Source organism: Leifsonia sp. 10N434 (genome assembly GCF_056394405.1).
In genome coordinates, this window is sequence record NZ_JBFTHV010000001.1 from 505,039 (window position 1) to 529,375 (window position 24,337).

The 24,337-nt window shown below is 69.5% G+C and carries 26 protein-coding genes; 15 read left to right on the forward strand and 11 right to left on the reverse strand.

All coding sequences use genetic code 11. The features are described from left to right. Positions 1-47 precede the first annotated feature (47 nt). Entirely contained in the window at positions 48-1,034 is a 987-nt protein-coding gene (locus tag AC1DB1_RS02395; RefSeq protein ID WP_477199648.1) for a DMT family transporter, read from the forward strand. 10 nt (positions 1,035-1,044) lie between these two features. On the opposite strand, the gene AC1DB1_RS02400 is transcribed toward AC1DB1_RS02395, so the two are convergent. From AC1DB1_RS02400 to AC1DB1_RS02415, 4 genes are all read right to left on the reverse strand, one after another. After that, entirely contained in the window at positions 1,045-1,449 is a 405-nt protein-coding gene (locus tag AC1DB1_RS02400) for a PIN domain-containing protein (protein WP_477199649.1), read from the reverse strand. Beyond that, the gene (locus AC1DB1_RS02405) at positions 1,446-1,766 is read right to left on the reverse strand and encodes a type II toxin-antitoxin system VapB family antitoxin (protein ID WP_477199650.1); all 321 of its coding nucleotides are present in this window, start codon (positions 1,764-1,766) and stop codon (positions 1,446-1,448) included. Before AC1DB1_RS02405 ends, AC1DB1_RS02400 begins: the two co-directional genes overlap by 4 nt. 208 nt (positions 1,767-1,974) lie before the next feature. Continuing rightward, positions 1,975-2,679 carry an ABC transporter ATP-binding protein gene (locus AC1DB1_RS02410; RefSeq protein WP_477199651.1) on the reverse strand — a complete coding sequence of 235 codons (705 nt, stop codon included), beginning with the start codon at positions 2,677-2,679 and terminating at the stop codon, positions 1,975-1,977. Next, positions 2,676-3,752 carry an ABC transporter permease gene (locus AC1DB1_RS02415; RefSeq protein ID WP_271176910.1) on the reverse strand — a complete coding sequence of 359 codons (1,077 nt, stop codon included), beginning with the start codon at positions 3,750-3,752 and terminating at the stop codon, positions 2,676-2,678. Before AC1DB1_RS02415 ends, AC1DB1_RS02410 begins: the two co-directional genes overlap by 4 nt. 164 nt (positions 3,753-3,916) lie before the next feature. Here AC1DB1_RS02415 and AC1DB1_RS02420 point away from each other — a divergent pair, with 164 nt between their 5' ends. The 3 genes from AC1DB1_RS02420 to AC1DB1_RS02430 all read left to right on the forward strand — a co-directional run bounded on the left by AC1DB1_RS02420 (position 3,917) and on the right by AC1DB1_RS02430 (position 6,266). Continuing rightward, on the forward strand, positions 3,917-5,107 hold the full coding sequence (locus tag AC1DB1_RS02420; protein WP_477199652.1) for a sensor histidine kinase: 1,191 nt from the start codon (positions 3,917-3,919) through the stop codon (positions 5,105-5,107). Next, positions 5,104-5,775 carry a response regulator gene (locus tag AC1DB1_RS02425; RefSeq protein ID WP_477199653.1) on the forward strand — a complete coding sequence of 224 codons (672 nt, stop codon included), beginning with the start codon at positions 5,104-5,106 and terminating at the stop codon, positions 5,773-5,775. Before AC1DB1_RS02420 ends, AC1DB1_RS02425 begins: the two co-directional genes overlap by 4 nt. A gap of 107 nt (positions 5,776-5,882) precedes the next feature. After that, positions 5,883-6,266: an SHOCT domain-containing protein gene (locus tag AC1DB1_RS02430; RefSeq protein WP_477199654.1), complete on the forward strand. Its 384-nt coding sequence runs from the start codon at positions 5,883-5,885 to the stop codon at positions 6,264-6,266. 40 nt (positions 6,267-6,306) lie between these two features. Here AC1DB1_RS02430 and AC1DB1_RS02435 read toward each other — a convergent pair whose 3' ends face one another. The 3 genes from AC1DB1_RS02435 to AC1DB1_RS02445 form a co-directional block, all read right to left on the reverse strand. Beyond that, the gene (locus tag AC1DB1_RS02435; RefSeq protein WP_477199655.1) at positions 6,307-6,777 is read right to left on the reverse strand and encodes a heme-binding protein; all 471 of its coding nucleotides are present in this window, start codon (positions 6,775-6,777) and stop codon (positions 6,307-6,309) included. A 67-nt stretch (positions 6,778-6,844) separates the two neighbouring features. After that, positions 6,845-8,875, reverse strand: coding sequence for a hypothetical protein (locus AC1DB1_RS02440; RefSeq protein WP_271176905.1), 2,031 nt, complete (start codon positions 8,873-8,875; stop codon positions 6,845-6,847). A 68-nt stretch (positions 8,876-8,943) separates the two neighbouring features. After that, positions 8,944-10,440 carry an MFS transporter gene (locus tag AC1DB1_RS02445; protein WP_271176904.1) on the reverse strand — a complete coding sequence of 499 codons (1,497 nt, stop codon included), beginning with the start codon at positions 10,438-10,440 and terminating at the stop codon, positions 8,944-8,946. A 132-nt stretch (positions 10,441-10,572) separates the two neighbouring features. Here AC1DB1_RS02445 and AC1DB1_RS02450 point away from each other — a divergent pair, with 132 nt between their 5' ends. Beyond that, positions 10,573-11,211 (forward strand): TetR/AcrR family transcriptional regulator, encoded by a 639-nt coding sequence (locus tag AC1DB1_RS02450; RefSeq protein ID WP_271176903.1) that lies wholly within the window; start codon positions 10,573-10,575, stop codon positions 11,209-11,211. Here AC1DB1_RS02450 and AC1DB1_RS02455 read toward each other — a convergent pair. Further along, positions 11,177-11,812 carry a TetR/AcrR family transcriptional regulator gene (locus tag AC1DB1_RS02455; RefSeq protein WP_477199656.1) on the reverse strand — a complete coding sequence of 212 codons (636 nt, stop codon included), beginning with the start codon at positions 11,810-11,812 and terminating at the stop codon, positions 11,177-11,179. The two genes, AC1DB1_RS02450 and AC1DB1_RS02455, sit on opposite strands and share 35 nt — an antisense overlap. Positions 11,813-11,933: 121 nt before the next feature. Here AC1DB1_RS02455 and AC1DB1_RS02460 point away from each other — a divergent pair, with 121 nt between their 5' ends. Both AC1DB1_RS02460 and AC1DB1_RS02465 read left to right on the forward strand, forming a co-directional pair. After that, positions 11,934-13,409, forward strand: coding sequence for an MFS transporter (locus AC1DB1_RS02460; protein WP_271176901.1), 1,476 nt, complete (start codon positions 11,934-11,936; stop codon positions 13,407-13,409). Between the two features lie 107 nt (positions 13,410-13,516). Next, positions 13,517-14,170, forward strand: coding sequence for a DUF1697 domain-containing protein (locus tag AC1DB1_RS02465; RefSeq protein ID WP_477199657.1), 654 nt, complete (start codon positions 13,517-13,519; stop codon positions 14,168-14,170). 103 nt (positions 14,171-14,273) lie between these two features. Here AC1DB1_RS02465 and AC1DB1_RS02470 read toward each other — a convergent pair whose 3' ends face one another. Continuing rightward, positions 14,274-15,032: a DUF3800 domain-containing protein gene (locus AC1DB1_RS02470; RefSeq protein WP_477199658.1), complete on the reverse strand. Its 759-nt coding sequence runs from the start codon at positions 15,030-15,032 to the stop codon at positions 14,274-14,276. 113 nt (positions 15,033-15,145) lie between these two features. Beyond that, the gene (locus tag AC1DB1_RS02475) at positions 15,146-15,916 is read right to left on the reverse strand and encodes a hypothetical protein (RefSeq protein WP_477199659.1); all 771 of its coding nucleotides are present in this window, start codon (positions 15,914-15,916) and stop codon (positions 15,146-15,148) included. Between the two features lie 103 nt (positions 15,917-16,019). Here AC1DB1_RS02475 and AC1DB1_RS02480 point away from each other — a divergent pair, with 103 nt between their 5' ends. After that, entirely contained in the window at positions 16,020-16,856 is an 837-nt protein-coding gene (locus AC1DB1_RS02480) for an undecaprenyl-diphosphate phosphatase (RefSeq protein ID WP_477199660.1), read from the forward strand. A gap of 9 nt (positions 16,857-16,865) precedes the next feature. Here AC1DB1_RS02480 and AC1DB1_RS02485 read toward each other — a convergent pair whose 3' ends face one another. Next, positions 16,866-17,624: a CDP-alcohol phosphatidyltransferase family protein gene (locus tag AC1DB1_RS02485; RefSeq protein WP_477199661.1), complete on the reverse strand. Its 759-nt coding sequence runs from the start codon at positions 17,622-17,624 to the stop codon at positions 16,866-16,868. 98 nt (positions 17,625-17,722) lie between these two features. Between AC1DB1_RS02485 and AC1DB1_RS02490 the strand changes: the two genes are divergently transcribed. From AC1DB1_RS02490 to AC1DB1_RS02520, 7 genes are read left to right on the forward strand one after another with little or no spacing between them, the layout of a single operon-like run. Continuing rightward, positions 17,723-18,700, forward strand: coding sequence for a zinc-dependent alcohol dehydrogenase (locus tag AC1DB1_RS02490; protein ID WP_477199662.1), 978 nt, complete (start codon positions 17,723-17,725; stop codon positions 18,698-18,700). After that, a complete protein-coding gene (locus AC1DB1_RS02495) occupies positions 18,700-19,098 on the forward strand; it encodes a 6-pyruvoyl trahydropterin synthase family protein (RefSeq protein WP_477199663.1) in 399 nt (132 codons plus the stop codon). The genes AC1DB1_RS02490 and AC1DB1_RS02495 overlap by 1 nt, the downstream gene beginning before the upstream one ends. Continuing rightward, positions 19,095-20,150 carry a glycosyltransferase family 4 protein gene (locus AC1DB1_RS02500; RefSeq protein ID WP_477199664.1) on the forward strand — a complete coding sequence of 352 codons (1,056 nt, stop codon included), beginning with the start codon at positions 19,095-19,097 and terminating at the stop codon, positions 20,148-20,150. The genes AC1DB1_RS02495 and AC1DB1_RS02500 overlap by 4 nt, the downstream gene beginning before the upstream one ends. Continuing rightward, positions 20,147-20,965 carry an SAM-dependent methyltransferase gene (locus AC1DB1_RS02505; RefSeq protein WP_477199665.1) on the forward strand — a complete coding sequence of 273 codons (819 nt, stop codon included), beginning with the start codon at positions 20,147-20,149 and terminating at the stop codon, positions 20,963-20,965. The genes AC1DB1_RS02500 and AC1DB1_RS02505 overlap by 4 nt, the downstream gene beginning before the upstream one ends. Next, positions 20,962-22,029: a lysylphosphatidylglycerol synthase transmembrane domain-containing protein gene (locus tag AC1DB1_RS02510; RefSeq protein ID WP_477199666.1), complete on the forward strand. Its 1,068-nt coding sequence runs from the start codon at positions 20,962-20,964 to the stop codon at positions 22,027-22,029. Before AC1DB1_RS02505 ends, AC1DB1_RS02510 begins: the two co-directional genes overlap by 4 nt. Continuing rightward, entirely contained in the window at positions 21,911-22,657 is a 747-nt protein-coding gene (locus AC1DB1_RS02515; protein ID WP_477199667.1) for a RibD family protein, read from the forward strand. The genes AC1DB1_RS02510 and AC1DB1_RS02515 overlap by 119 nt, the downstream gene beginning before the upstream one ends. After that, positions 22,654-24,315 (forward strand): CDP-alcohol phosphatidyltransferase, encoded by a 1,662-nt coding sequence (locus AC1DB1_RS02520; protein WP_477199668.1) that lies wholly within the window; start codon positions 22,654-22,656, stop codon positions 24,313-24,315. The genes AC1DB1_RS02515 and AC1DB1_RS02520 overlap by 4 nt, the downstream gene beginning before the upstream one ends. Positions 24,316-24,337 lie beyond the last annotated feature (22 nt).

Below are 24,337 nucleotides of genomic sequence, written 5' to 3' on the forward strand. Positions count from 1 at the left end.
CGTAGCGTCAGGAGCATCATCCACCTAGACCCTGACCAGGACCTGCCATGAAGCGCACCTCGACGTCACTCGGACTCCTCATCGCGATCGTCGCTGCGGCCACCTTCGGCCTGTCGGGCGCCTTTGTGAAGCCGATGCTCGAGGCCGGCTGGAGTCCGGCTGCGGCCGTGGCGGCGCGGGCCCTGATCGGTGGCATCGTGCTGACCCCTGTCGCAATCATCACCCTGCGCGGCCGCTGGTCGGCGCTCTGGCGCGGACGCTGGCGGGTGCTCGGCATGGCGCTGGTCGGCGTCGCCGGAACGCAGCTCGTGTACTTCGCGGCGATCCAGCGGATCCCGGTCGGCACCGCCATCCTGCTCGAGTACATGGCACCTCTGCTCCTGGTCGCCGTCACCTGGGCGCTCACGCGGCACGCCCCCAAGGCGGTGGTGCTGATCGGCTCGGTCGTCGCTGTCACCGGCCTCGTGATGGTGGTCTCCCCTGACGGCTCCGGAGCGCTCGATCCGCTCGGCCTCTTCTTCGCCGTGCTCGGGATGGTCGGCTGCGCTGCCTTCTACGTGATCGCCGCCCGTCCGAGCGACGGCCTGCCCCCTGTCGCTCTGGCGGCGTCGGGTCTCCTCATCGGCGGCGTGGTGCTCGCGGCTGTCGGAGCGACCGGGATCGTCCCGTTCCAGGTGAGCTTCGACGACGTTCAGCTCTTCGGCCAGGCGACCGCGTGGTGGATCCCGCTTCTCGTCATCGGGGTCTTCGCGACCGCTGTCGCCTACGCGGCGAGCATCACCGCCACCGAGATGCTCGGCTCGCGGCTCGCGTCGTTCGTCGGGCTGCTCGAGGTGGTGGCGGCGACCTTCTACGCGTGGCTGCTGCTGGGCGAGAAGCTCGGCCTGCTGCAGCTGCTGGGCGGGGCGCTCATCCTGGTCGGCATCGGCTTCGTGCGCTCGGAGAAGGCGGATGCCGCGCCGGACCTGGCCGCGAACGAGGCGCCGGCGTCTGGCGCGCGCGAACCGACTCTCGACACCGGGCCTCGACGTTAGTGCGCCGATCTCACTCCGGCACGTACTCCTGTTTGACGGCCCCTCCGGTGGCCGACTCGATGTAGCCGAAATCGCGGTCGCTGTTGAGGAGTACGGCATCGTTGACAACAGCGAAGGCCGCTATGAGGCAGTCGAACGCTCCGGCTGCGCGCATCATCCCGCGCGCCCACAACGCCTCTTGAATCTCGAGGGCGTCCTGCTCCGACGGATGCACGAGAGCGGGCAGCAAGTCATCCATGTCTCGTCTGAGCTCGGCGTACTCATCGGCCGAGCGGGCGGAATGGCAGTACTCGAGGACTTGGGGCGGGCACGTGATGATGAGGTGCGTCGGTGAGATCTCCGTGAGCCGCTGAGCGATCCGCTCGCTCCGCGATGCCTTCTGCCAGATCGAGTTGTCGACGAGGTAGGTCGTCACCGCGGATCTTCAAGGGTGCCGTGTGGCCGCTCATCGACGGTCGGGCGGATGGTCGGCGCATCGATCTGATCGGCTTCGAACCGCCGCTTGATGATCCGCTCGACGACCGCGGGCTGACGCCTCACCGCGATCAGGGTTCGGAGTGCCAGGTCGACCGCTTCACGGTTGCTTGTCGCCCCCGTCAGCTCCTTCGCGACGCGAAGCTCGTCGGGATCGATGTCGATGGATGTGATCGCCACGGCGGCCTCCCCTCTTATATAGACCAGTATATAGCGGTGGGTGACACCCGCCGGCGTCACGACGCCGCGGACCATCATCGCCTGCCCACCGCTCCGCTGCGCGCGGCTGCCAGCCAGGTGCGGGTTCCGTCCGTACCGAGGTGATGCAGATGGTCGTTCTGTCAGCGACGAACCGACGATTCACGACCCCTCGTCGGCCGCGCCGCTGGGCGGGCGGCGCCGCTGAGCGAGTGGCGCCGCTGAGCGGGTGGCGCCGCTGAGCGGGTGGCGCCGCTGAGCGAGGGGCCTAGAGAAGCGCCGGGGCCGGGAGCGCGGCCGGCGCGAGACGGCCGTCGACCATGTTCAGCACCGCGTGCATGCGCGGCAGGTGCACCAGGTCGTGGGTCACGAGCAGCGTCGACGTGTTCAGCTCGCCCGTGAGACGGAGGATGAGGTCGATGATGGCCGCGCCGCGCTCCTGGTCGAGTGCGCTCGTCGGCTCGTCGACCAGCAGCACGCTCGGTTCGTTCATCAGTGCCCGCGCGATGTTGACGCGCTGACGCTGGCCTCCCGAGAGCTGGTGCGGGCGCTTGTCCCGATGTTCGGCGAGACCGACAGCTGCGAGCAGTTCCTCGGCGCGCGTCGCGACCTCCGCGCGTCGTGCGCGCGAGCCGCGGCGACCGAGCTCGTTCATCACGCAGAGCTGTTCGAGCGCGGTCAGCGACGGGAGCAGGTTGGACTGCTGGAAGACGATGCCGACGTGGTCGCGCCGCAGGTCCCCCGCATCCCGCGCACCGAGCCGGGCCGCGTCGACCCCGTCGATCATGACCCGTCCCGAGTCGGGACGGATGAGGGTGGCGGCGACCGCGAGCAGGCTCGACTTGCCGGAGCCGCTGGGCCCGGTTATCCCGGTGACGGTTCCGGGGTGCACTGTGAGCGACGCGTGGTCGACGGCGGTGACGCGGCCGTCGCCGTCGGGGAAGGTGAGGGTGACGTCGTCGAGCTGGATCATCGGTTGCTCCCGAGTGCGGTGAGGGGGTCGGCGGAGGTGACGGAACGAAGGGCGAATGCCGCGCCCGCGAGGCCGAGGGCGATCAGCAGCACGGCGGGCAGCAGGGTGGTGAACGGACTCAGGATGAACGGCAGGGCTGTGCCCGCGAGCATCCCGAGCGCCGCGACGACGCCGGTGCCGACACCGACTCCGATCACGAGCACCACGAGCGCCTGCCCGAGGGCGTCGCGCACCAGGGAGCGGGTGGAGGCGCCGAGAGCCTTGAGAACGGCGATGTCTCCCGTTCGCTGCATCGTCCACACGGTGAAGAAGGCGCCGATCACGAGCGCGGAGATTCCGAACAGCAGGGCGACCATGAGCAGCAGCGACCCGATCTCCGAACGGAACGAGCCGATCGCGGTCAGCGAGCCGAGCGGGGTCTGGCTGATCGTGTGCTCGTTCGCGTCGACCGCCGACCAGTCCGGGTCCCCGGTGACGGACAGGACGGTCGCGAAGGCGCCGGCGCTCCCTGTCGCCGCCGAATAGCGCTGCCAGTCGTGCAGCGTCATGAAGACGACCGGTGTGTGGCTGTACCAGCCATCACCGCGAACGCTCGCAACCGTGTAGTCGACACCGGCGATCGTCACGGTGTCGCCGGCCGATGCGGACAAGCCGGATGCGGCCCCTTCCGACAGCACGAGTCGGCCGTCCTCGGACGGTGCGTCTGCGCCGAATCCGGCGCCGACCCCGAAGATCGACACGGCCGTCTGAGTGCCCTCGGACTGCGCACGCGTCTGGCTGATCCCGATCGGCACGGATGCGGTGACCCCGCTCGCCGTCGACCAGGCGTCCGCCTGCGCCTCGGTGATCGCGGAGTCGGAGAAGCTCGCCCCCGATGCCGTCTCCCCGGCCGGCGGCTCCGAGAAGACGAGCCGATCACCGGGCAGGGCGAGCACGGCAGAGACGTTCTGCGCGGCCAGACCTCCGGTGAGGCCGCTGAGGAAGCCGACGAGCAGGGTGATGAGGGCGACCACCGATCCGATCAGGATGAAGCGGCCGCGGGCGAAGCGGAGATCTCGCCAGGCGACGAACATAGGAGGGTCCTTTCTGGGTCACAGCACGTGACCCTTCAACCCTCGTTCGGACGAGGCCGGCCGTCATCACCCGTGCGAACGGATTCCGCGCACCAGAGGTCGGGCGGAAACGTCGAACTTTCGAAGGATGCCGCCGCGCCCCCGCGCACGTAGTCTGAGGTGAGATGAAACACACCGCGTTGACCCCTGTCTTCGTCGGTCTCCGAACCGGCCTGCACGTGGTGTTCGTCGTCCTCACCGGCATCGTCGTCGTTCGGGCGGTGGTCTCTCCGACGCCGTCGAGCGGAGTGGTGGTCGCCCTCTGCGCCGTCCTGCTCGCGACGTATGCCGCCGGCGGCATCTTCGCTCGCCGCCGCTCCGGGTCGTCGCGCCGAGGCGCCCTGCTCTGGCTGCTGGTGCTGTCCGTCGAGTGGATCGCGCTCGTCTGGCTCATCCCCGAGGCCGCGTATCTCGTCTTCCCGATCTTCTTCCTCTACCTCCATCTGCTTCCCGGCTGGTGGGGTCCCATCGCGGTCGTCGCCGCCACCGCTCTCGCGATCGTCGCCCTCGGCATCCACGGCGGGTGGACCGTCGGCGGGGTCGTCGGCCCCCTCGTCGGCGCAGCGGTCGCCATCCTGATCGGTCTCGGCTATCGGGCCCTGGCCCGCGAATCCGCGGAACGGGAGCAGCTCATGCTCGAGCTGATCGCCACGCGCGACCAGCTTCTGGCGACCGAACGCGAGTCCGGCGTGCTGGCAGAACGCGCGCGGCTGGCCCGCGAGATCCACGACACCGTCGCGCAAGGGCTGTCGAGCATCCAGATGCTGCTGCATGCGGCCGAGCGGGAGGCGCCCGATGGCCCCGGCGTCGAATACGTGCGGCTGGCCCGGGAGACGGCGGCCACCAACCTCGCCGATGCACGCCGCTTCGTGCGGGAGCTCACCCCGGCCGCGCTCGTCGAGCAGGGGATCGGCGCCGCCCTCCGCCGCTTGGCGGACACGCAGTGGCGCAGCAGCGCACTCGAGGTTCAGGTGCGGGTGTCGGACGAGCTGGAGCTGCCGATGCCCGTGCAGACGGCCCTGCTGCGCATCGCGCAGGGGGCGATGGCGAACGTGGTGCAGCACGCCAAGGCCCGCTCGGCGACCATCGCGATCGAACGGGATGCCGACACCGTGCGACTGACGATCAGCGACGACGGGCGCGGATTCGATCCCGCCGCGGCCGCCGCCGCGAAGGCGTCAGGGGCCTCCGACTCCTTCGGCCTCACCGCGGCGAGGGAGCGCGTCGACCAGTTGGGCGGGGTGCTCACGATCGACGCGGAGCCCGGTCACGGATCGACCATCACAGTCGACCTGAAGGTCGAGGACGCCGGATGATCCGCCTGGTGATCGCCGACGACCATCCGGTGGTGCGCGCCGGACTGCGTGCCCTGCTCGATCACGAAGACGGCCTCACGGTCGTCGGTGAGGCGTCGACGCCCGATGAGGCGGTCGCGCTGGCCGAGCGCGAGAACCCGGACGTCGTGCTGATGGATCTGCAGTTCGGACCCGCCGCCGGCGGAACCGGGGCCGGGACCGGTGCGGGTGCGAGCGGAACCGTGGCGACCGGGGCGGACGCGACCCGCCGCATCCGGGCACTCGACGCCCCGCCCTACGTGCTCGTGCTGACCAACTACGACACCGACGGCGACATCCTCGGCGCAGTGGAGGCGGGCGCGAGCGGCTACCTGCTGAAGGACGCCCCGCCGCGCGAACTGATCGCCGCGGTGCGTGCGGCCGCCTCCGGAGAGAGCGCGCTCGCCCCGGCGATCGCCGGCCGGCTCCTCGACCGGATGCGGTCCCCTCAGGTGAGCCTCAGCAAGCGCGAGATCGAGGTGCTGAGCCTGGTGGCCGCCGGTCGCTCCAACAGCGAGATCGCCGCGGATCTCGTCGTCAGCGAGACGACCGTGAAGTCGCACCTGGTGCACATCTTCTCGAAGCTCGACGTCGCGTCGCGAACCGCCGCGGTCTCCGTCGCACGCAACCTCGGCATCCTGCGCCCGTAGCCGGCCACGCGGATCACCCGGATCGGGTGATGCCCGCCTGTGCCGCGCCGCCCTATGTTCGAGCCAGCCCGGCGTGATCGACACGTCGCAGAGCGAAAGGCAGTGAGATGAGTTTCTGGGATTATCTGGTCTGGTTCTTCTGGTTCTATATCGCCATCTCCTGCATCTGGATATTCATCACCGTCATCATCGACGTGTTCAGGGATCGCACCCTGAACGGCTGGGCGAAGGCGCTCTGGGTGCTGTTCCTGGTGTTCTTCCCGTTCCTCGCGGCCTTCATCTACCTGATCGCACGCGGGCGCAGCATGGCAGAACGCCGGGCGGGCGAGATGCGTCAGGCGCAGACGGAGACGAACGACTACATCCGCACGGTGGCGAACACGGCGTCGCCGGCCGCCGAGATCGAGAAGGCCAAGGGGCTGCTCGACTCCGGCGCGATCACGCAGGCGGAGTACGACTCGATCAAGAGCAAGGCGCTGGCGGCCGCCTGAGCCGCTCCATCGCTCGCGACAGGGGGCTGGGCCTTTCGGCTCACGCCCCCGCGAGTTCGCGAACGGCGTCGACCACGAGCTGGTGGTCGACGTCGGAGGCGAGCCCGGAGACCGTCGCCACCGCGACCACCCCGACGCCGGCGACCCGGATGGGAACGGCTCCCCCGGCCAGGGTGTAGACAGCCGGGTCGAGCCAGCCCGGCGACAGGAACGGGATGTCGTCGCGCTCGGCCTGGGCCGTGAGCAGCGCCGTGCTCAGCTCGAACCTCAGCGCCGTGCGCGACTTCTTCTCGACCCAGCTGTCGTTGTCGGCCGTCGCGCCCGGGAGCGAGGCGTGGAAGAGGATCCCGGTCGATGTGCGGATGTCGACCACGACGGGCAGGCCTTGCTCCACGGCGATGCGGGCGAGGCGGCTGCCGAGTTCCCAGGCATCCCGGCGATCGAAGCCCGTGAGCACCAACTCGGCCTCCTCGGCCTCGAGCTGTGCGATCCGATCCGTTGCTTCAGCCATGGGCGGCCCCTTCTCTCCGTAATGAGTGCACACACAGTCTGGACCACCGTGCGTGCACGGGACGGACTCACCCCTCGACGACCACCCGCGCCCGCGCCACGTTCAGCACGCGCGCGTGCGTCGAGGCGGCATCCCCCTCGACCTGCGCCGCGACACGCGCGGCGACGAAATACGTGCCGGGGGCGTCGAAGGCGACCTCGCGCTCGACCACGACACGAGAGGCGGCCTCGAGGTCGAGCGCGTCGCCGAGCACGCCCGTGCCCCCGAAGTCCGGGAGGACCTCGACCACGACGCCGGGGGCGGGGGTCTTCACGTCGAGCCGCACCGACACCGACTCGCCGATTCGCGCAGACACGCAGACGGAGCCGTTCACGGTGAGCGACGCGACCGGCTGGATGCCCCGCCGTTCCGTGGCGTCGCTCGGCACGACGATCTGACCGTCGACCACGTCGTACGACGTCGTCGGTGACGGCTCGACCCCCTCCTCGACCCAGGCCGCGAGCTGCCGGAGCGCCGCCTCGAGCGCGCCGACGTAGGCGACCGTGCGCGTGGGGAACTCCTGCGGGTCGTCGTCGCCGTGCAGCGCGTTGTCGACGTACCAGAGGCGCAGCTGATCGTCGACGTCACCGCCGACGTGCTCAGCGACCCTGGCGCGGTACCAGTCCGCCTGCCACGGGAACGCCTCCCGGTCGAGCAGGCACGCGACCACGATCATCTTCTCCGAGATCGTTCCGGTCGGCAGCGATCCGGCTGTGCTCTGCGTGAAGAGCGGGCCGAGCAGCATCGGCCGTTGCGGATACAGGGGCGCGCCGTCGTCGCCACGGAACTGATCCCAGACGGTGTACTCGGCGCCGGGCACCTGGTGCCGGTGGTACGTCTGGGCGGCGAGGAAGTTCGAGTTGTCGACGGTGACCTCGTCGCCCACGGCGAGCGCCGCGACGATCGCGTCCTGGCCGGGCTCGATCCGGGCGAGATCCCCCTCGACACCCGACAACCGGATGACACTGCCGGCAGCCGCCCCGCTTGCGACGGCGAGCTGCGCACCGAGGATCCAGCCGTTGGGCGCTTCGGCCAGTCGCAGTGAAGAGACCACCGTTCCCGCGGACGCGGTGTGGAGGAACGACTCGTCGACACCGCCGGCGACGAGTTCATCGCCTCGGCTCGCGCCCTCGTCGACGAGCTCGGTGATGGACGTGGTCAGCTGCACACGATCGCGGTGCACCGACGACGCCGCGTCGGAGCCGAGGTAGCCGTCGACGGTCCAGAACTCCGCCGGATACGTCGGATCGGCCGCCAACACGCCCGGATAGAGCACGCTGAACGCGTGCATGCCCATGGTCCGCCAGCCGAACCACGAACGGGGAGGGAACCCCATCTTCGTGACCTCGGCCAGCGCGGCGGCTTCATCGTCCGTCAGGTCGAGCGCTGCGGTGTCTCCGCCGACGTCGTACGCGTCGACGATCGCCGAGAACGCATCGCGGAGAACGCGCTGGGCGTGCATCCGGACGCTGAACACATTCGGGATCGACAGCGGGCTGCCCGGGACGTACGGGACGAACCCGTCCCAGACACCGCGGGTGTTCTCGGCCGCGCCGATCGTGCGGTACGCGCCACCGCTGCCGCCGTAGAGATAGCCGTACGTGCGGTGGTCGCCGAAGAGCTCCCGCGCAACGACGCGAGCGAAGCGCGCTGCAGCGGCGTTGGCGCGGTACGCGCCGATCGTCGGATCCATGCCCGAGAACGGGTTCGCGGCATCCGGACCGCCGCCGTTCGTCTCGACGAAGGCGGCGCCGCTCTCGACCGCGAACGCGATCTTGTTGTACTCGCCGAGCTCCTCCGGGGCGAGGTTCTCGCTCTGCGGCACGGGCGTGACGTGCTGGAAGAACCGTCCCTGGTAGTCCGCCTCTTCGGGGAAGTAGAACGAGAACCGGGTGTCGGTGCCAGTGAACCCGCCGTGCACGTAGCGGTGGGCGACGGGGCTCGCCCGCCACTCGTCGACGTCGACGTACGGATGCGCGTGCACCTCGTCCACGCCGTCCGCCTCCCACTCGACGCCGATGAGGCCGGTGCGTTCGGTCGTGCTCTGTTCTGCGCTCATGGGGTCACTCCTGTGGATCGATGGGGCGGATGCGGTGGGATGCGCGGGATGCGGCAGTGCGCATCCGGCTACTTGATGCCCTTGAGCGGGAAGATCGCGACGGCCGCCAGGATCACGAGCACGCATGCAGCGATCCAGACGCCCACGTAGCCGCCCGTCGTCGCCACGACGGCGCCCGCGAGGATGGGGCCGAGCGCCTGGCCGAGATTCGAGCCGAGCCCGGCGACGCCCAGGTCGCGCCCGGCCGCCTTCTCGTCGGGCAGCACGTCGATGAAGAGCGCCTGGTCGACCGGCAGGTAGATGCCGAACGCGATACCGCCCACGATCGCCTGCAGGAACAGTCCCAGAATGGTCGGCGACACGATCGGGATGAGCATCGACAGCGCCATCAGCACCGAGGCGACGATGACGAAGATGCGTCGCTTTCCGAGCTTGTCGGAGAGCTTGCCGGCGATGAAGAGCGCGATGATCGTGATGGGCACGCCGACCAGCGTGAGCAGCGGCGCCAGCTGGGTCGCCTGCACCTGGCTGAGGGCCGGCCGGATGTAGCTCTGCAGCATGTAGAGGCTCAACGCCGTCGACACCGTGTAGCCGAAGCTGAGCAGGATGCGAGCCACCCACACCCAGCGGAAGTTGCGCGACCGCAGAGCGATCGTGAAGCCGATGAAGAAGGACTTCCAGTTCATCTTCGGCACGAGGAGGTTCTTCGACGACCGGTCGCGGGCGAAGAGCACGAACATCACTCCGGCGAAGGCGACGAACGCCGCCACGATGAAGTAGATGTCGAGGCCGAGCACCGCGAAGAGCGATCCTGCGGCGAGGCCGCCGAGCAGGCCTCCGAAGAAGTTGCCGAACCCGCCGAGAGCCGAGGCCGTTCCGCGTCGGTTGACGGGCATCCGGTCGGCCACGGTGGTTGCGAGCGGCCCGACGGCCGCGTTGATGGCCGCCTGCGCGACCATGTAGACGATCGCCAGCACAGCGAGCGTGGGAGCGAAGCGCATCAGCACGAGCAGGAGCGAGCCGATCAGCGATCCGAACAGGATCCAGGGAGCGCGTCGGCCCCAGCGGCTGCGCGTCCGGTCGGCGAGAACACCGACGACCGGCTGCACCAGCATCGTCAGAACCACACCGATCGAGGTGATGATCGCCAGCGACTGAGCCCGTGCCGCGTTGAACCCCGTGAGCAGGTCGAGTTGGTGGGCCTGCGCGCCCGTCGCGGTGGTCGTGCCCGCGTCGACCGCCTGCTGCAGCAGGGTGAGCTTCTGGAGGTCGACTCCGGCGTTCGCGCCGGTGAACCACTGGCCGAACTCGAGCAGCTGCACGTGGTTCGGCAGCATGATCCCGAGCACGGCGCCCCAGACCGCGCTGATCGCGATGGTGAGGATCGTGTACCAGGTCAGGTAGCGACGCGAGAGCGGACCCTTGACCAGGATCGGGGAGGTGCCCGGCTCGGCAGGGTCGAGGATGACGTCGCGCTTGCCGGCCTTGCGACCAGCGGCTTCGGACACGGGGTCGGGGTCCGGGCTGGACGCAGAGGTGGGTTCGGGGGCCAGGGTGTCGCTCATGGAGGGGTCCCATCGTCGGTGATGACCGGCACTCAGGTGTATGGCAGAACGGTCGTCCGCCATGTGTCGGCGAAAGCAGCATGCCATACGGCTTTCGTGCGGCGCAAGTCAAAGCCGCATATCATGCTGTTTATGGGAGCCCGTGGTCCGTACGCGAAAGGCAAGGCGAAGCGCGCCGAGATCCTCGACGTCGCACTCGAGGTGATCGCCCGCGACGGATACTCGGCCGCGACGGTCAAGAACCTCGCGGATGCCGCCGGGCTCAGCCAGAACGGCCTGCTCCACTACTTCGGCTCGAAGGACGCCCTGTTCGCCGAGATCCTCCGCCATGAAGACGAGGTCACCGCGATCGAGACCGACGCGGACAACCGGAACTTCGCCGACGACCTGGTGACGGGCATCCTGGATGCGATCGAGACCGAGATCACCTCACCCGGCATGACCCAGCTGGCCCTGCGGGTGACCGGAGAGGCGACCGAGCCGGAGCACGTCGCCCACGACTACCTGCGGAACCGCTATGAGACCATCCGGTTGCTGGTGCGCAACGCGCTGATCGACCTGCAGACCGCCGGCCGCGTCGCGGCGGATGTCGACGCTGACGCGGTCTCGGCTCTGGTCTTCGCGAGCTGGGACGGCCTGCGCACCCAATGGCTCTATGACAACACGATCGACGTGCGCGCACACATGGTGTATCTGCTGCGCGCTCTCGGGGTCGACGCACCCGTGGTCGCCGAGGCTACGGCGCAAGCAGTCCCGTCAGCACCTCGGTGAGCGGTCCGCTCAGTTCGCTCTCGCTCGCCGACGTGAGCGGCTCCAGCCCGGAGGTCGAGCGCAGCAGTACGGTGCCGAACGCGGTCGCCATGGCGAGCTGTGCGCGCAGCATGAGGTGCTCGGTGGTCGGATCGTCGCGCCGCCATCCGGCAGCGGCCGCCAGGCGCTCGGTGAAGTTGCGGAACGTGGCGCGCCGGATGCGCTCAGCACCCTCATCGCCCGAGGTGCGCAACAGCAGGAGCAGTTGAAGCGAGTCGTCGCCGTTCGGCGAATCGCTGATCGTGCGGATGATGTCGCGCGCCGCGTGCTCGATGGAATCCACCACCTCACCAGGCCGCTCGAGCCGCTCGACCACTCGGGTCAGGCAGGCCTCGAACAGCCCCTCCTTCGAGGTGAAGTATCGGTTGATGAGCGCGACGTTCACGCCGGCGTCCGCAGCGATCTCGCGCACGGTCGTCGCGGCGTAGCCGTCGCGGGCGAAGCGCCGACGCGCAGCGTGGAGCAGGAGCTGCTGCGTGTTGCCGGCGTCGCGGGTCTTGATCGGGCTGGAGGCGCTCACTTCGTCGTCGCTGACGGTGAGCACGGGCGTGCCGGAAGCCATGTCGTCCTTTCGTCTCCTCCACGGTACAAGTCGCCGCCTGGGAAGTAAACGCGCATTGACTTGTCGCGTTCTCTGACTAGTATTCGTAAGTCAGCAACTGTTTACATCATCCCGGAGATAAATGTCTCGAACGATCGACGGGCCCGCAACGGGCTCCGTTCCCGCGGTCGCCCCCGCGAAGACCCCTGCAAAACGCAGGTCCACCCTCATCGTCGTCTACCTGGCCCTCGGTGGCCTCGCGTTCTCGGTGCTGCAGTCCCTCGTCGCGCCGGCGCTCGCCACCATGGGCAAAGACCTCGGCGCCACCACCAGCGACGCCAGCTGGATCATCACCGCCTACCTGCTGTCCGCGTCCGTCATGACACCGATCCTCGGACGCCTCGGCGACATGGTCGGCAAGCGCCGCATCCTGATCGTCGTGCTTGCGCTGGCTCTCGTCGGAACCGTGCTCGCCGCCATCGCCCCGAACCTCGGCGTGCTGATCGTCGCGCGAGCGCTGCAGGGAGCCGCCGGCGCGGTGATGCCGCTCTCGATCGGCATCGTGCGCGACGAACTGCCGCACGAGCGGGTCAGCGTGACCATCGGTCTGCTGTCGGCGATCTTCGGCGTCGGCGCCGGTATCGGCATCGTCGCGGCCGGCCCGATCATCGAGAACCTCTCGTGGCCGTGGCTGTTCTGGCTGCCGGGCATCCTGATCGCCATCGCGCTGCTGGGCGTCATCTTCGGGATGCCGGAGTCGCCGATCCGCAAGCCGGGTCGCCTCGACGTGGTCGGCGCGGCCATCCTGTCGGTGGCGCTCGTCTCGATCCTGCTCGCGATCAGCAAGGGCGAGGAGTGGGGCTGGGACGCCGGCAGCACGATCAGCCTGCTGATCCTGGGCGCCGTGGCGCTCATCGTGTTCGTGTTCGTGGAGCTGCGCGTGAAGGAGCCGCTCATCGACATGCGGCTGTTCAAGGTGCGCGGCGTGTGGACGGCCAACGCGGTCGCCCTGATCTTCGGCTTCGCGATGTTCGGCACCTTCGTGCTGGTTCCGACCCTGCTGCAGCTGCCGAAGATCACCGGCTACGGCTTCGGCGAGACGGTCTCCTCCGCTGGCCTCTTCCTGCTGCCCACCGTGGTCATGATGGTGATCTTCGGACCGGTCGCCGGCATCATGGTGCGCAAGATCGGCCCGAAGCCGCCGATGATCGCCGGCGGCATCCTCGTGACGGCCGCGTTCATCCTGCCTGCGATCTCGCACGGCGAGCTGTGGCAGGTCGTCGCCTCCGGTGTTCTCACCGGCGCGGGTATCGGCCTGGCGTTCGCGTCGATGTCGAACGCGATCATCGAGAGCGTCCCCGCCGGCCAGACCGGTGAGGCGATGAGCGTCAACACGATCGCGCGGACGATCGGAAGCTCGATCGGCACGGCCGTGATCGCGGCGATCATCTCGTCGAACGCGTCCCCTCAGGGGCTGCCGACGGACGACGCCTTCACCATAGGCTTCTGGGTGTGCGCGGGCGTCGCCGTGCTCGCGATCATCGCCGCGATCATCGCACCGTCGATGCGCACGCGCCGCGCGCAGGCGCTCGCTCTCGGGGTCGAAGACCTCGACTGACGGACTCTCGACGGCTGAGCGGCCGGTGCGCGTGTGCGCACCGGCCGCTCTGCTGTGTCGGCGACGTTGTCGGCCGCTGTGTCGGCCACCGGTGGGATGCTGGGGAGATGACACCAACGGCGTCGTCGGTCGCGTTGCTGCGCGGCATCAATGTGGGCGGCAAGAACCTGATCGGGATGCCCGCCCTGGCCGAGGCCTTCACTGAGGCCGGGTACCAGGATGTGCGCACCCACCTGCAGAGCGGGAACGTGCTGTTCACCGGGCATCCGGCGACGGGAGCGGGCGTGGAGGATGCTCTGGAGCGGATGCTCCGGCAACGGTTCGAGCTCCCGATCCTCGTGGTGGTCCGCTCGCACGACGAACTCGCCGCGACGGTCGCGGCGGCGCCCGCCGACCACGGCTCCGATCAGCTGCGCAGCGACGTGTTCTTCGTGAAGCAGCCGCTCACCGCAGAAGCCGCCTACGCCGAGCTGCCGGAGCTGCGCGAGGGGGTCGACGCCGTCGCGCTCGGCCCCGGCGCCATCTACTTCTCACGCGTCGCGGCGCGGGCGACGAAAACGCGGATCCAGCGCTTCATGGCGATGCCGGTCTTTCAGCAGATCACGTCGCGCAGCTGGCGTACGACCACCCGCCTGCTCGAGCTGCTCGACGGCGACGGAGCGGCTGCACCGCTTGGCCTGCGGTCGTCGCGTCCGACCCGCCAATTGCATTCATTACCCGATGATCAGCGCGCGTTGAGGATGAACGGTGCGGTTTCGTGACGAAGCTCGAACCGGCCTGATACTCTGCCTATAAGTGCTGATCCTGACGCATGTCAGGGGTAGGCGCTTCCCGCCCCCGGCCTCGCCGGGGGCCTTTCTATTGCTACCGGAAGACGACACCGGGCACGCCCCCTGAGTATCGATTCACTGCGGTGTGGACGGCAGAGCCGAGCCGTTGCCAGGTTTCCGCAGGCGCAACGGTAGCGACGGACGAACTCGGCGGCACGAGAGCACGCCAGCCGGCATACGCAACCAGGTCGGCCATCTGGACGAAGTACGACTCGTGCGATGCTCGGGGCACCGGATCATCGATGAAGTTCTTGGCATCGACCCGGATGGACCCGTTCCCTGTCATGCTCCCGGCGGTCATGAACCGTCGCGCCTTTCGAACAATCCTGCGTACGGCGTCGTTCTCGCCGTTGTCGTGGATGAGCATCATCCCCTCGCGCTCGTAGTGGGTCGTGCGTTCGAGACGCTGGAGAAGCGTGGTCCACGCCAGCTCGAAGCACGCGGTGCCGACCGTTGAGTTGCGCTCCTTGTCGATCACAATCGCGAAGGCGCGAGCGTCGATACCGGCAAGCATGTCCAGATGCGCCCCGTAGATGAGAGCACGTTCCGCGGGCGCTAGCCCGAGCGCACGGAACGGGCCGCTCGAACGGATGAGGTAGTTGGCTTTCACCTCCGCCCGCACCGGAAGCTGGAACCGGTCGCGCAGCCGCCGTCGGAACTCGACGAGATCGTCGAACCCCGCCGACCATTTATCGGCGTCCACCAGGACACACCCCAGCACATAGTGGGAGGTCGATCCGCCCTTGGAAACGTCGCCGGTGTTTCCCGACTCGTCTATGTATGCCAACAACACAGCGGCATCGTGTCACCAGGATCGATCGCACCGACGGTCTTTCCATGAGATTGCGGGCGAGCCAAGCGGGACGTAATCATCGGGTGGGATTGTGTTGGGCTCCGAGGCGTGAGCTACGACCGGCTGAGGGCCAGCGGGAAGTCCCAGCCGGTGAACCAGCCGACCGCCTTCACCCACGACGCGTTCTCGGCGGCCGTGGCCGGGAGTCCGCTCTGGGTCATCGAATCGGTCAGGGCGCGCACCTCGACCGCGAGCTCGGCGAGGACCGTTCGCGTCAGCTCCCACCACGCGTCGCTGGACACGCCCGAAGTCAGCAGGTGCACCCGGCAGGGCAGGGTCCCCGGCGAAACCGTCGCCCCTGCCGCCGCCGCGCAATCCGGGCACACGCTCGCCGACCATTCCGGCCGCGTCTCGGCGAGCCACTCTCGGGTGAAGCGCATCCAGTTCGCCTCCAGCGTGAGCTGCCGGAGGTCGAGACCGGCGTGTGTCACCCCGCCCGGCGTCTCGCCGCGTACGTCGGCGCAGATCACACAGCCTCCGTGCCGTTCGAGTGCCCTCGTCCGGCCGCGGCGCCCGGCGTGCCCGGTGCCGAGCTTCTCCACCATCGTCCGGAGCAGGTCGGCGTAGAGGATCGTGAGATCGAAGGGTTGATGCCCGCCCCTCATGCCGGCGCCGGCCTCCCACAGCTCGATCTCGACCACCGCGTAGGCCCAGGAATGCCGGGCGCACATCCCCCAGTTCTCTCGCAGCCTCGTCCGGGTGGCGCCGTTCATGATGTCACCGTGCACGAAGTCCCACAGCACGCGCACTTCCTCCGGACTCAGCCGGGCGTCCGCATCCTGGCTCAGCGGGCGGTCGTACCGTCCGTCCTCCGCGTCGGCCACAGTGCCCTCCTCCCACGCCGGAGCAGAATCTCAGTATCTCCCCGCTTAGTGGATTCTTAGTGAGCGTCGAGAAGGCTGACAATGTGATGACGAGAGGCGACGGATGAACCTGCTGCAAGCCCTGATCCTCGGGATCGTCGAAGGCATCACCGAGTTCCTGCCCGTCTCCAGCACGGGTCACCTCACGATCGTCGAGAAGCTTCTCGGGCTGACCGTCGACGACCAGGGTGTCACCGCCTTCACCGCCATCATCCAGGTCGGCGCCATCCTCGCCGTGATCATCTACTTCCGGTCGGACATCGCCCGGCTCTTCCTCGCCTGGATCCGCGGCCTCGGCAGCCGCCGGGCCAGGAACGACCCCGACTACCGGCTCGCCTGGTACGTGATCGTCGGCTCCATCCCGATCGGCATCGTCGGCTTCCTGGCCAAAGACCTCATCTCGGGCGGCCTGCGCAATCTCTGGGTCGTCGTCGCCGCGCTGGTGCTCTGGAGCATCGTGATGTGGGCGGCCGAACGCGTCGCCACCCAGAAACGCGACGAACGGAACGTCACCATCGTCGACGCGATCGTGATCGGGCTGTTCCAGTGCATCGCGCTCATCCCCGGCGTCTCGCGGTCCGGCGCCACGATCAGCGCCGGCCTCTTCCGCGGACTGAACCGGGTGGCGGCGACCCGCGTCTCGTTCTTCCTCTCGATCCCGGCCCTCGTGGCGGCGGGCGGCTACGAAGGGGTCACGCAGGCGGGCGCGATCAGTGCATCCGTCGGCTGGCTCCCGACGATCCTGGCGACGATCGTCAGCCTGGTGGTCGCGTACGCGGCGATCGCCTGGCTGCTGCGCATCGTCGCCCACCACCCGATCACCGTGTTCATCTGGTACCGCATCGGGCTGGCACTGCTCGTCGCCGTGCTGCTGCTGACCGGCGTCATCACCGCGACCTGACCGTCGACATCACCGCGACCTGACCGTCGACTGCTTCAACGCCGCACGACGCACGCCCACCTCGTCGCGACGTCTGGCCACCAGCCAGCTGACGTCACGTCCGAACGACTCGACGAGCAGAGCCAGCGCGAACGCTACGAGCGCGATGTCGATGCCGGGCAGAAGGCCGGAGGCGGCGATCGCGAGGGCGATGCCCGCGACGGCCGTCACCACCTTGCGCCAGTAGCGGGGCGGGAGCTGCCGTCGCATCCACGGCAGCACCCATCCGGCCGCCACGAACGCGTACCGCAGCAACCCGATGGCCACAACCCACAACCCCATGGTCTGCGCGACGAAGACACTGAGCACGAGGAGGAGGAACGCATCCACCTCCATGTCGAACCGGGCGCCGAGCTCGCTCGTCGTGCCGGTGCGTCGCGCGACCCAGCCATCGACCGCGTCGAGCGCGAGCGCGGGCACGACGAGTGCGACGAGCAGCCCGATGGAGATCGGCGCGGTGAAGGACGCGACGACCAGCCCGGTGATCACACCGACGATCGTGGAGCGCATTGCGGTGACGATGTTCGCGGAACCGAATCGGGCGGAGCGGCGACGCCGCAGCCCCCGAACGACCAGGGCGTTCGACACCAGTAGGTAGGCGAGAACAGCCACCCAGCCGGATGGCGGCAGCAGGGCCATCCGCCACTGCACGACCAGCACGCCCATGAACAGCACGAGCGCTGCACCGGCTGATGCCCAGCCGATCGCTTCGAGTTGAACCCTTTTCACATGCGTCTCGTGTCTCTCTCGACGGCACCTCGTCCGTCGACGGCACCTGTTGCCGTTAACACGCCGAGCGCGCACCATTGGTTCACCGAGGAGGAAATGTGCTCGAAGCCACTGCCTTCTGGACCGAGAAGCCGGGCGCCGGCGCTCTCCGATCCCAGACCCTTTCGCCTCCCCGCGACGGCGAGGTGCTCGTCCGCACCCTGTTCAGCGGTGTGAGCCGCGGGACCGAGACGTCCGTCTTCGGCGGCCACGTGCCGGCGAGCGAGCACGAACGGATGCGGGCGCCGTTTCAGGAGGGCGACTTCCCGGGCCCGGTGAAGTACGGCTATCTGAACGTCGGCGTCATCGAGCAGGGACCGCCGGAGCTGCGCGGACGAACTGTCTTCACCCTCTTCCCCCACCAGTCCGCGTTCGTCGTCCCGGCCGATGCCGTCGTGCCCGTGCCTGACGGGGTGCCGCCCCGGCGCGCCGTGCTCGCGGGCGCCGTCGAGACCGCCGTCAACGTGCTGTGGGATGCCGCACCGCTGGTCGGCGACCGCCTCACAGTCATCGGGGCCGGGATGATCGGGTGCTGCGTCGCGCGGCTCGCTCAGGGCATCCCCGGGGTCGAGGTCACGCTCGTCGACATCGACCCGGCGCGGCGCTCCCTCGCCGAGCGGCTCGGCGTGGCCTTCGCCGAGCCGGACGCGGCTCCGCACCATCGCGACCTCGTGATCAACACGAGCGGTTCGGATGCCGGGCTGCGGCTCGCCCTCGAGACCGTCGTCACCGAGGGCGAGGTGATCGAGGCGAGCTGGTACGCCGACCGGCCGGCGTCGCTGATGCTCGGCGCCGACTTCCATTCGCGGCGCCTCACCATCCGGGCGAGCCAGGTGGGGGCTGTCTCCCGCCGTCGTCGGGACACCCGGACCACGAGCGACCGCCTCGCCCTGGCCCTGGACCTCCTGCGCGATCCGGTCTTCGACGCTCTGCTCACGGCCGAGTCGTCGTGGCGGGACCTGCCCGAGGTGCTGGCGGGGCTGGCCGAGGGCCCGAGTTCCGACCTCTGCCACACGATCGATTGGGGAGATGCCTGATGCCGTTCTCGGTGACCGTGCGAGACCACATCATGATCGCGCACAGCTTCACGGGCGAGGTCTTCGGACCCGCGCAGCGGCTGCACGGCGCGACCTTCGTCGTCGACGCGACGTTCGGCGCCGACGACCTCGATCCGGATGGCGTCGTGGTCGACATCGGGCTCGCGACCGCCGCCCTGTCGGAGATCACCGGCTCGCTCACCTACCGCAACCTCAACGACGAGCCCGCGTTCGCCGGCACGAACACGACGACGGAGGTGCTCTGCCGGGCGATCGCCGACCGGCTCGCCGAGCGCGTCGCCGACGGGCCGCTCGGCCGGGGCGGGAACCTGACCTCGATCACCGTCACCCTCCACGAATCGCACGTCGCGTGGGCGAGCTATTCGAGGTCGCTATGAGTGCGCATCCGGACACGCCCGTGTTCTTCGCGGTCCCCGACGTCATCGACGATCCGAGTCGGGTAAGCGGCGGCAACCTGTACGACCAGCGCGTCCGCGACGGGCTGCGAGCGGACGGCTGGGATGTGCGGATGGCGCTCGTCGGCGACGACGACCGGCAGACCGCGGCCGCCCTGACCGCCCTGCCGGACGGCGCCCTGGTGCTGCTCGACGGGCTCCTCCTCGCCCGCGAATCCGCCGCTGTCGCCGACCACGGAGCACGACTGCGCCTCGTCGTTCTCGCGCACATGGTCGCAGGCGAGCTGACCGACGACGAGCGCGCCGCGTTCCGGGTCGCTCCGCGCATCATCGCGACGAGCGGCTGGACACGTTCCGAGCTCATCGCGCAGGATGCGGCGGATCCGCACCGCATCGTCGTCGCCCGCCCGGGGACGGACGCCGCACCGGTGACGACGGTGTCCGCATCCGGTGGGCGGTTGCTCTGCGTCGCGACGGTCGCGCCGCACAAGGGCCAGGATCTGCTCGTGCAAGCCCTGGCCGGGTTCGCCGACCTCGAGGGCTGGACCTGCATGATCGTCGGATCACTGGCGGCAGCTCCGGACTTCGTCGCCGAGCTGAAGGATGCCATCGCGTCGGCCGGACTCGCCGAGCGGATCACGTTCACCGGGGTGCTCACCGGCCCGGCGCTCGACGCGGCGTACGGCCGGGCGGACCTCGTGATCCTGCCGTCGCGTACCGAGAGTTACGGCATGGTGGTCGCCGAGGCCCTGGCGCGCGGCATCCCGGTGCTGGCGAGCGGTGTCGGCGGCATCCCCGAGGCGATCGCCCGGAGCGAGGCGGGCATGATCGTATCGCCCGACGACCCGTGGGCGTTGGCCGTCGTTCTGCGTCAATGGTGGGCCAGTGCCGATCGGCGCCGGGAGCTCACGGCGGCGGCACTCGAGGCGCGCGCCACAGCGCGGCGGTGGAGCGACACTACCGCGATCGTCGCAGCGGCGCTCGAGGCCGCCGTCACAACACGCGCGGTCGGGGAAGTGGTGGCGCGATCATGACAAAGGTGGTCGAGGTCAGCAGCGACTGGCTCGCGCTGCGCGAGGCCGAGGACGCGCGCGCCCGTTCCGGCGACCTCGCGCGGAACGTCCGTGCCCTTCTCCCCGTCGGACCGATCACCGTCCACGATCTCGGCAGCGGCACCGGGTCCATGATGCGCTGGCTCGCACCTCAGCTGCCGGGCCCGCAGACCTGGGTGCTCCACGACTGGAACGCGCGCCTCACCGCGCACGCACGCGATCCCGAACCTCCCCGGGATCTGTCCGGGTCCCCCGTCTCGATCCGCACCCGCCTGGGAGAACTGGCGGAGCTCGCCGCAGGTGACCTTGCCGGTGCCTCGCTCGTGACGGCGTCGGCCCTGCTCGACGTGCTGACCTCCCGCGAGGCGCACGCGATCGTCACCGCCTGCGTCGCGGTCGGTGCACCGACGCTCCTGTCGCTCAGTGTGGTCGGCGAGGTCGAGCTGCGACCCCGCGATCCACACGACCTGCTCGTCGAGAGCGCGTTCAACGCTCATCAACGACGGGAGGTGCACGGTCGCAGGCTGCTCGGCCGGTACGGTGCTCCGATCGTCCGCGGGCTCTTCGCGGAGGCGGGGTGGAAGGTGCGCACGGCGCGGACGAGCTGGCGATTGGACGACCGCGACCCCCGGCTGCTCGCCGAGTGGTTCGACGGCTGGGTCGATGCCGCCGAGGAGCAGTCCCCCGCGTTGCGCGAGCACGGCGCCGCCTACCGGGAGCTGCGTCGGGCCCAGGCGGATCGCGGGGAGCTCTCGGTGGTCGTGTATCACCTCGATCTGCTGGCGTGGCCGCGATGACTCGTCGCATCGCCCTCGAACGCGCCCGCGCCGTCGTCGGCTCGCGGTGGTTCCGGCTGACCGTTCGGGTCGTCATCGGCGGAGGTGTGCTGGTCGCCATCGTCGCCCGGGTCGGCACCGGGCCGTTCCTCCACGGGCTGCAGAGCCTCAACGGGGCCGCGATCGGCGCGGCGGTCGTTCTGGCCGCGATCGCGACGGCGGCGGCTGCCTGGCGGTGGCAGCTCATCGCCCGACGCCTCGGCGTCGGGCTGGGCTGGCCGACGGCGGTGGGCATGTACTACCAGTCCCAGTTCCTCAACACGGTGCTGCCGGGCGGGGTGATCGGGGACGTGCAGCGGGCGGTCGGCCACGGCCGCCGTGCCGACAGCGTCGGGATGGCCGCGCGCGCCGTCGCGGTCGAACGCACGGTCGGTCAGGTGGTGCAGCTCGGGATCGCCGTGGTGATCGTGATGCTCTTCGGAGCCGAGTTCGAGGGCGTCCTGTTCCCCGCGATCGGCGCGATTCTCGTCGTGCTGGCCGTTGCTGCCATCGCGGCGGCCTGGGCGAGCATCCGGGTCAGGCGCGTGCTGCGGCACGAGGTGGACGAGCTCCGCGCGGGACTGGGCTCCCCCGCGGTCGCCATCCAGGCCGTCGCCGCCTCGGTCGTGGTCGTCTGCTGTCACGTGGCGACGTTCGCCGTCGCGACGTTCGCGGTGGGCCTCGACGTGCCGCCACTGCGACTGCTGACGCTCGCGATCGTCGTGCTGCTCGCCGCCTCCATTCCCTTCAACATCGGCGGATGGGGGCCCCGCGAGGGAGTCGCCGGCTGGGCCTTCGCGGTCGCCGGCCTCGGCGCAGCCGCCGGGGTCTCCGCGGCGACCCTGTTCGGCGTGCTCGCGATCCTCTCGGTCGCGCCCGGCGTGATCGTGGCGCGGCTCGCATCCCTCATCACCAGGAGGTCTCATCGTGATCGACAAGCCCTACGTGACCCTCAGCTGCGCGATCTCCCTCGACGGGTACCTCGACAGCGTCGACCCGCCGAGGCTCGCCCTCTCGAACGCAGCGGACTTCGATCGGGTGGATGAGGTCCGCGCGCACCACGACGCCATCCTGGTCGGGGCGCGCACGGTGCGGTTGGACAACCCGCGCCTGCTGGTGCGCAGTGCAGAGCGGCAGGACCGGCGGGTGGCATCCGGATTGGCGCGCACGCCCTGGAAGGTGACCGTGACGGCGACGGGCGACCTCGACCCTGAGGCCGCGTTCTTCACCGACGGCGACGCGACGAAGCTCGTGTACTGCCCGCGCTCGGAGGCGGCGCGCATCCGCGGGCGGCTCGGCGATGCCGCGACGGTGGTCCCGCTCGGCGACGTCGTGGTGATGGCCGACCTGCTCTCGGAGCTGGCGGATCGGGGCGCGCGGCGCGTCATGGTCGAAGGCGGCGGCACCACGCTGACGCAGTTCCTCGCGGCGGATCTCGTCGACGAACTCCATGTCGCCGTCGCCCCGCTCTTCGTCGGAGACCGGCGGGCTCCCCGCTTCGTCGGCGACGGCGCCTTCCCGTGGACCGCCGACCGGCGTGCCGAACTCGCCGGCGTGAAGCAGGTCGGCGACGTGGTGCTGCTGCGCTACGCGTTGTCCGACCGGTTCGTGCGCGAACCCGACGCGTCACCCGTGTGCCCGGAGCCCCGGGCGACCGCCCGGGACCGGTCGTGAGCGGTACCCCGACGGCGCCCGCCCAGAGGTCGTCCACTCGGACGCGTGCCCGCACCGTCAGGACGGCCATCGCGACGGTGCTGTCGGCGATCACGCTCTTCGTCGTCTCGCTGGCCCCCGGCGTGATTGCGTCAGGTTCGGCGCTGGCGCTGGCTCGGATCCCGCTGGAGAGCATCCTGGCGCTCATCGTGCTGGCGTTCGTTCCCTGGCGCTGGGTGCGCCGTATCGTCGCGACGGTCGTCGCCGTCGTTCTGGTGCTCGCCACGCTCACCGCCGCCCTCGACCGCGGATTCACCGCGACCGTCGGCCGACCGTTCGATGTGGTGACCGGCTGGCCCGAGCTGGTGGATGGGTACGGCGTTGTCAGCGATGCGACGGGATCGATCGCAGCGGTCGCCATCCTGGTTCTCGTGGTCGTCGCGACGGCCGGGCTCATCGTCGCGGTCGCTGCCTCGCTGCTGCACCTCGCCGCGATCCTCGGCCGCGGGCGGCGGATCTCGCTCATCGGGGTGTCTGCTCTCACCGCGGGCTGGGTCGTGCTCGCGCTCGTCGGCGCGCAGCTCGTGCCCGGCGAGCCGATCGCGGCGTCCGATTCCGTCGCGGCAGCCGTGGCGAAGACCGATCAGCTGGGCGCTGCTGCGCGAAGCCAGGCGGCATTCGACCAGGCGGCGGCGACGGACGCGTATGCATCGCAGCCCGCATCGAAGCTGCTCACCGGGCTGAAGGGAAAGGACGTCATCGTCGCGTTCATCGAGAGCTACGGGCAGGTGGCCGTGCAGAACACCCCCTTCTCCAGCGGGGTGGATGCCGTGCTCCGAACGGGAAACGCCCAGCTGGCCGCGAAGGGCTACTCCGAGCGCAGCGCGTTCCTGACGTCGTCGACGTTCGGCGGGATCAGCTGGCTCGCCCACTCGACACTGCAAACCGGCCTGTGGATCGACTCCCAGCAGAAGTACGACCAGGTCACATCGGGCACCCGCTTCACCCTCAGCGACGCCTTCAGCAAGGCGGGCTGGCAGACGATCAGCGACGTGCCGTCGGACACGAAGCCGTGGCCGGTCGGGCGCTCGTTCTACCACTACGGCAGCCAGCTCAATGCGACGAATGTCGGGTATGCGGGCCCGAAGTTCAGTTACGCGCGGGTTCCCGACCAGTACACCTGGTCGTACTTCCAGCAGCACGAACTGGCGAAGCCGCACAAGCCGCTGATGGCCGAGATCGACTTCGTGTCGTCGCACACGCCCTGGACGCCGCTGCCGCACCTCGTGCCGTGGGCATCGGTCGGCGACGGCTCGATCTACGACCCGCAGCCCGCGCAGGGCCTGCCGCCCAGCGTCGTCTGGCAGGACCCGCGTCACGTGCAGCAGGTCTACGGCCAGTCGATCGAGTACTCGATGAGCAGCCTCTTCTCGTTCCTCACCACCTTCGACGATCCGAATCTGGTGCTGGTCGTGCTCGGCGACCACCAGCCGGCCACCGAGGTCAGCGGAACGGGCGCGAACCACGACGTTCCGATCAGCATCATCTCGAAGGACCCCGCTGTGATGGACCGCATCTCGTCGTGGAAGTGGGAGCCGGGCATGCTGCCGTCGGCCGCGGCGCCGGTGTGGCGGATGGACGCGTTCCGCGATCGGTTCCTCGCGGCGTACGGGGGCTGAGCCCTCCGGCTGTGCTCGTCGT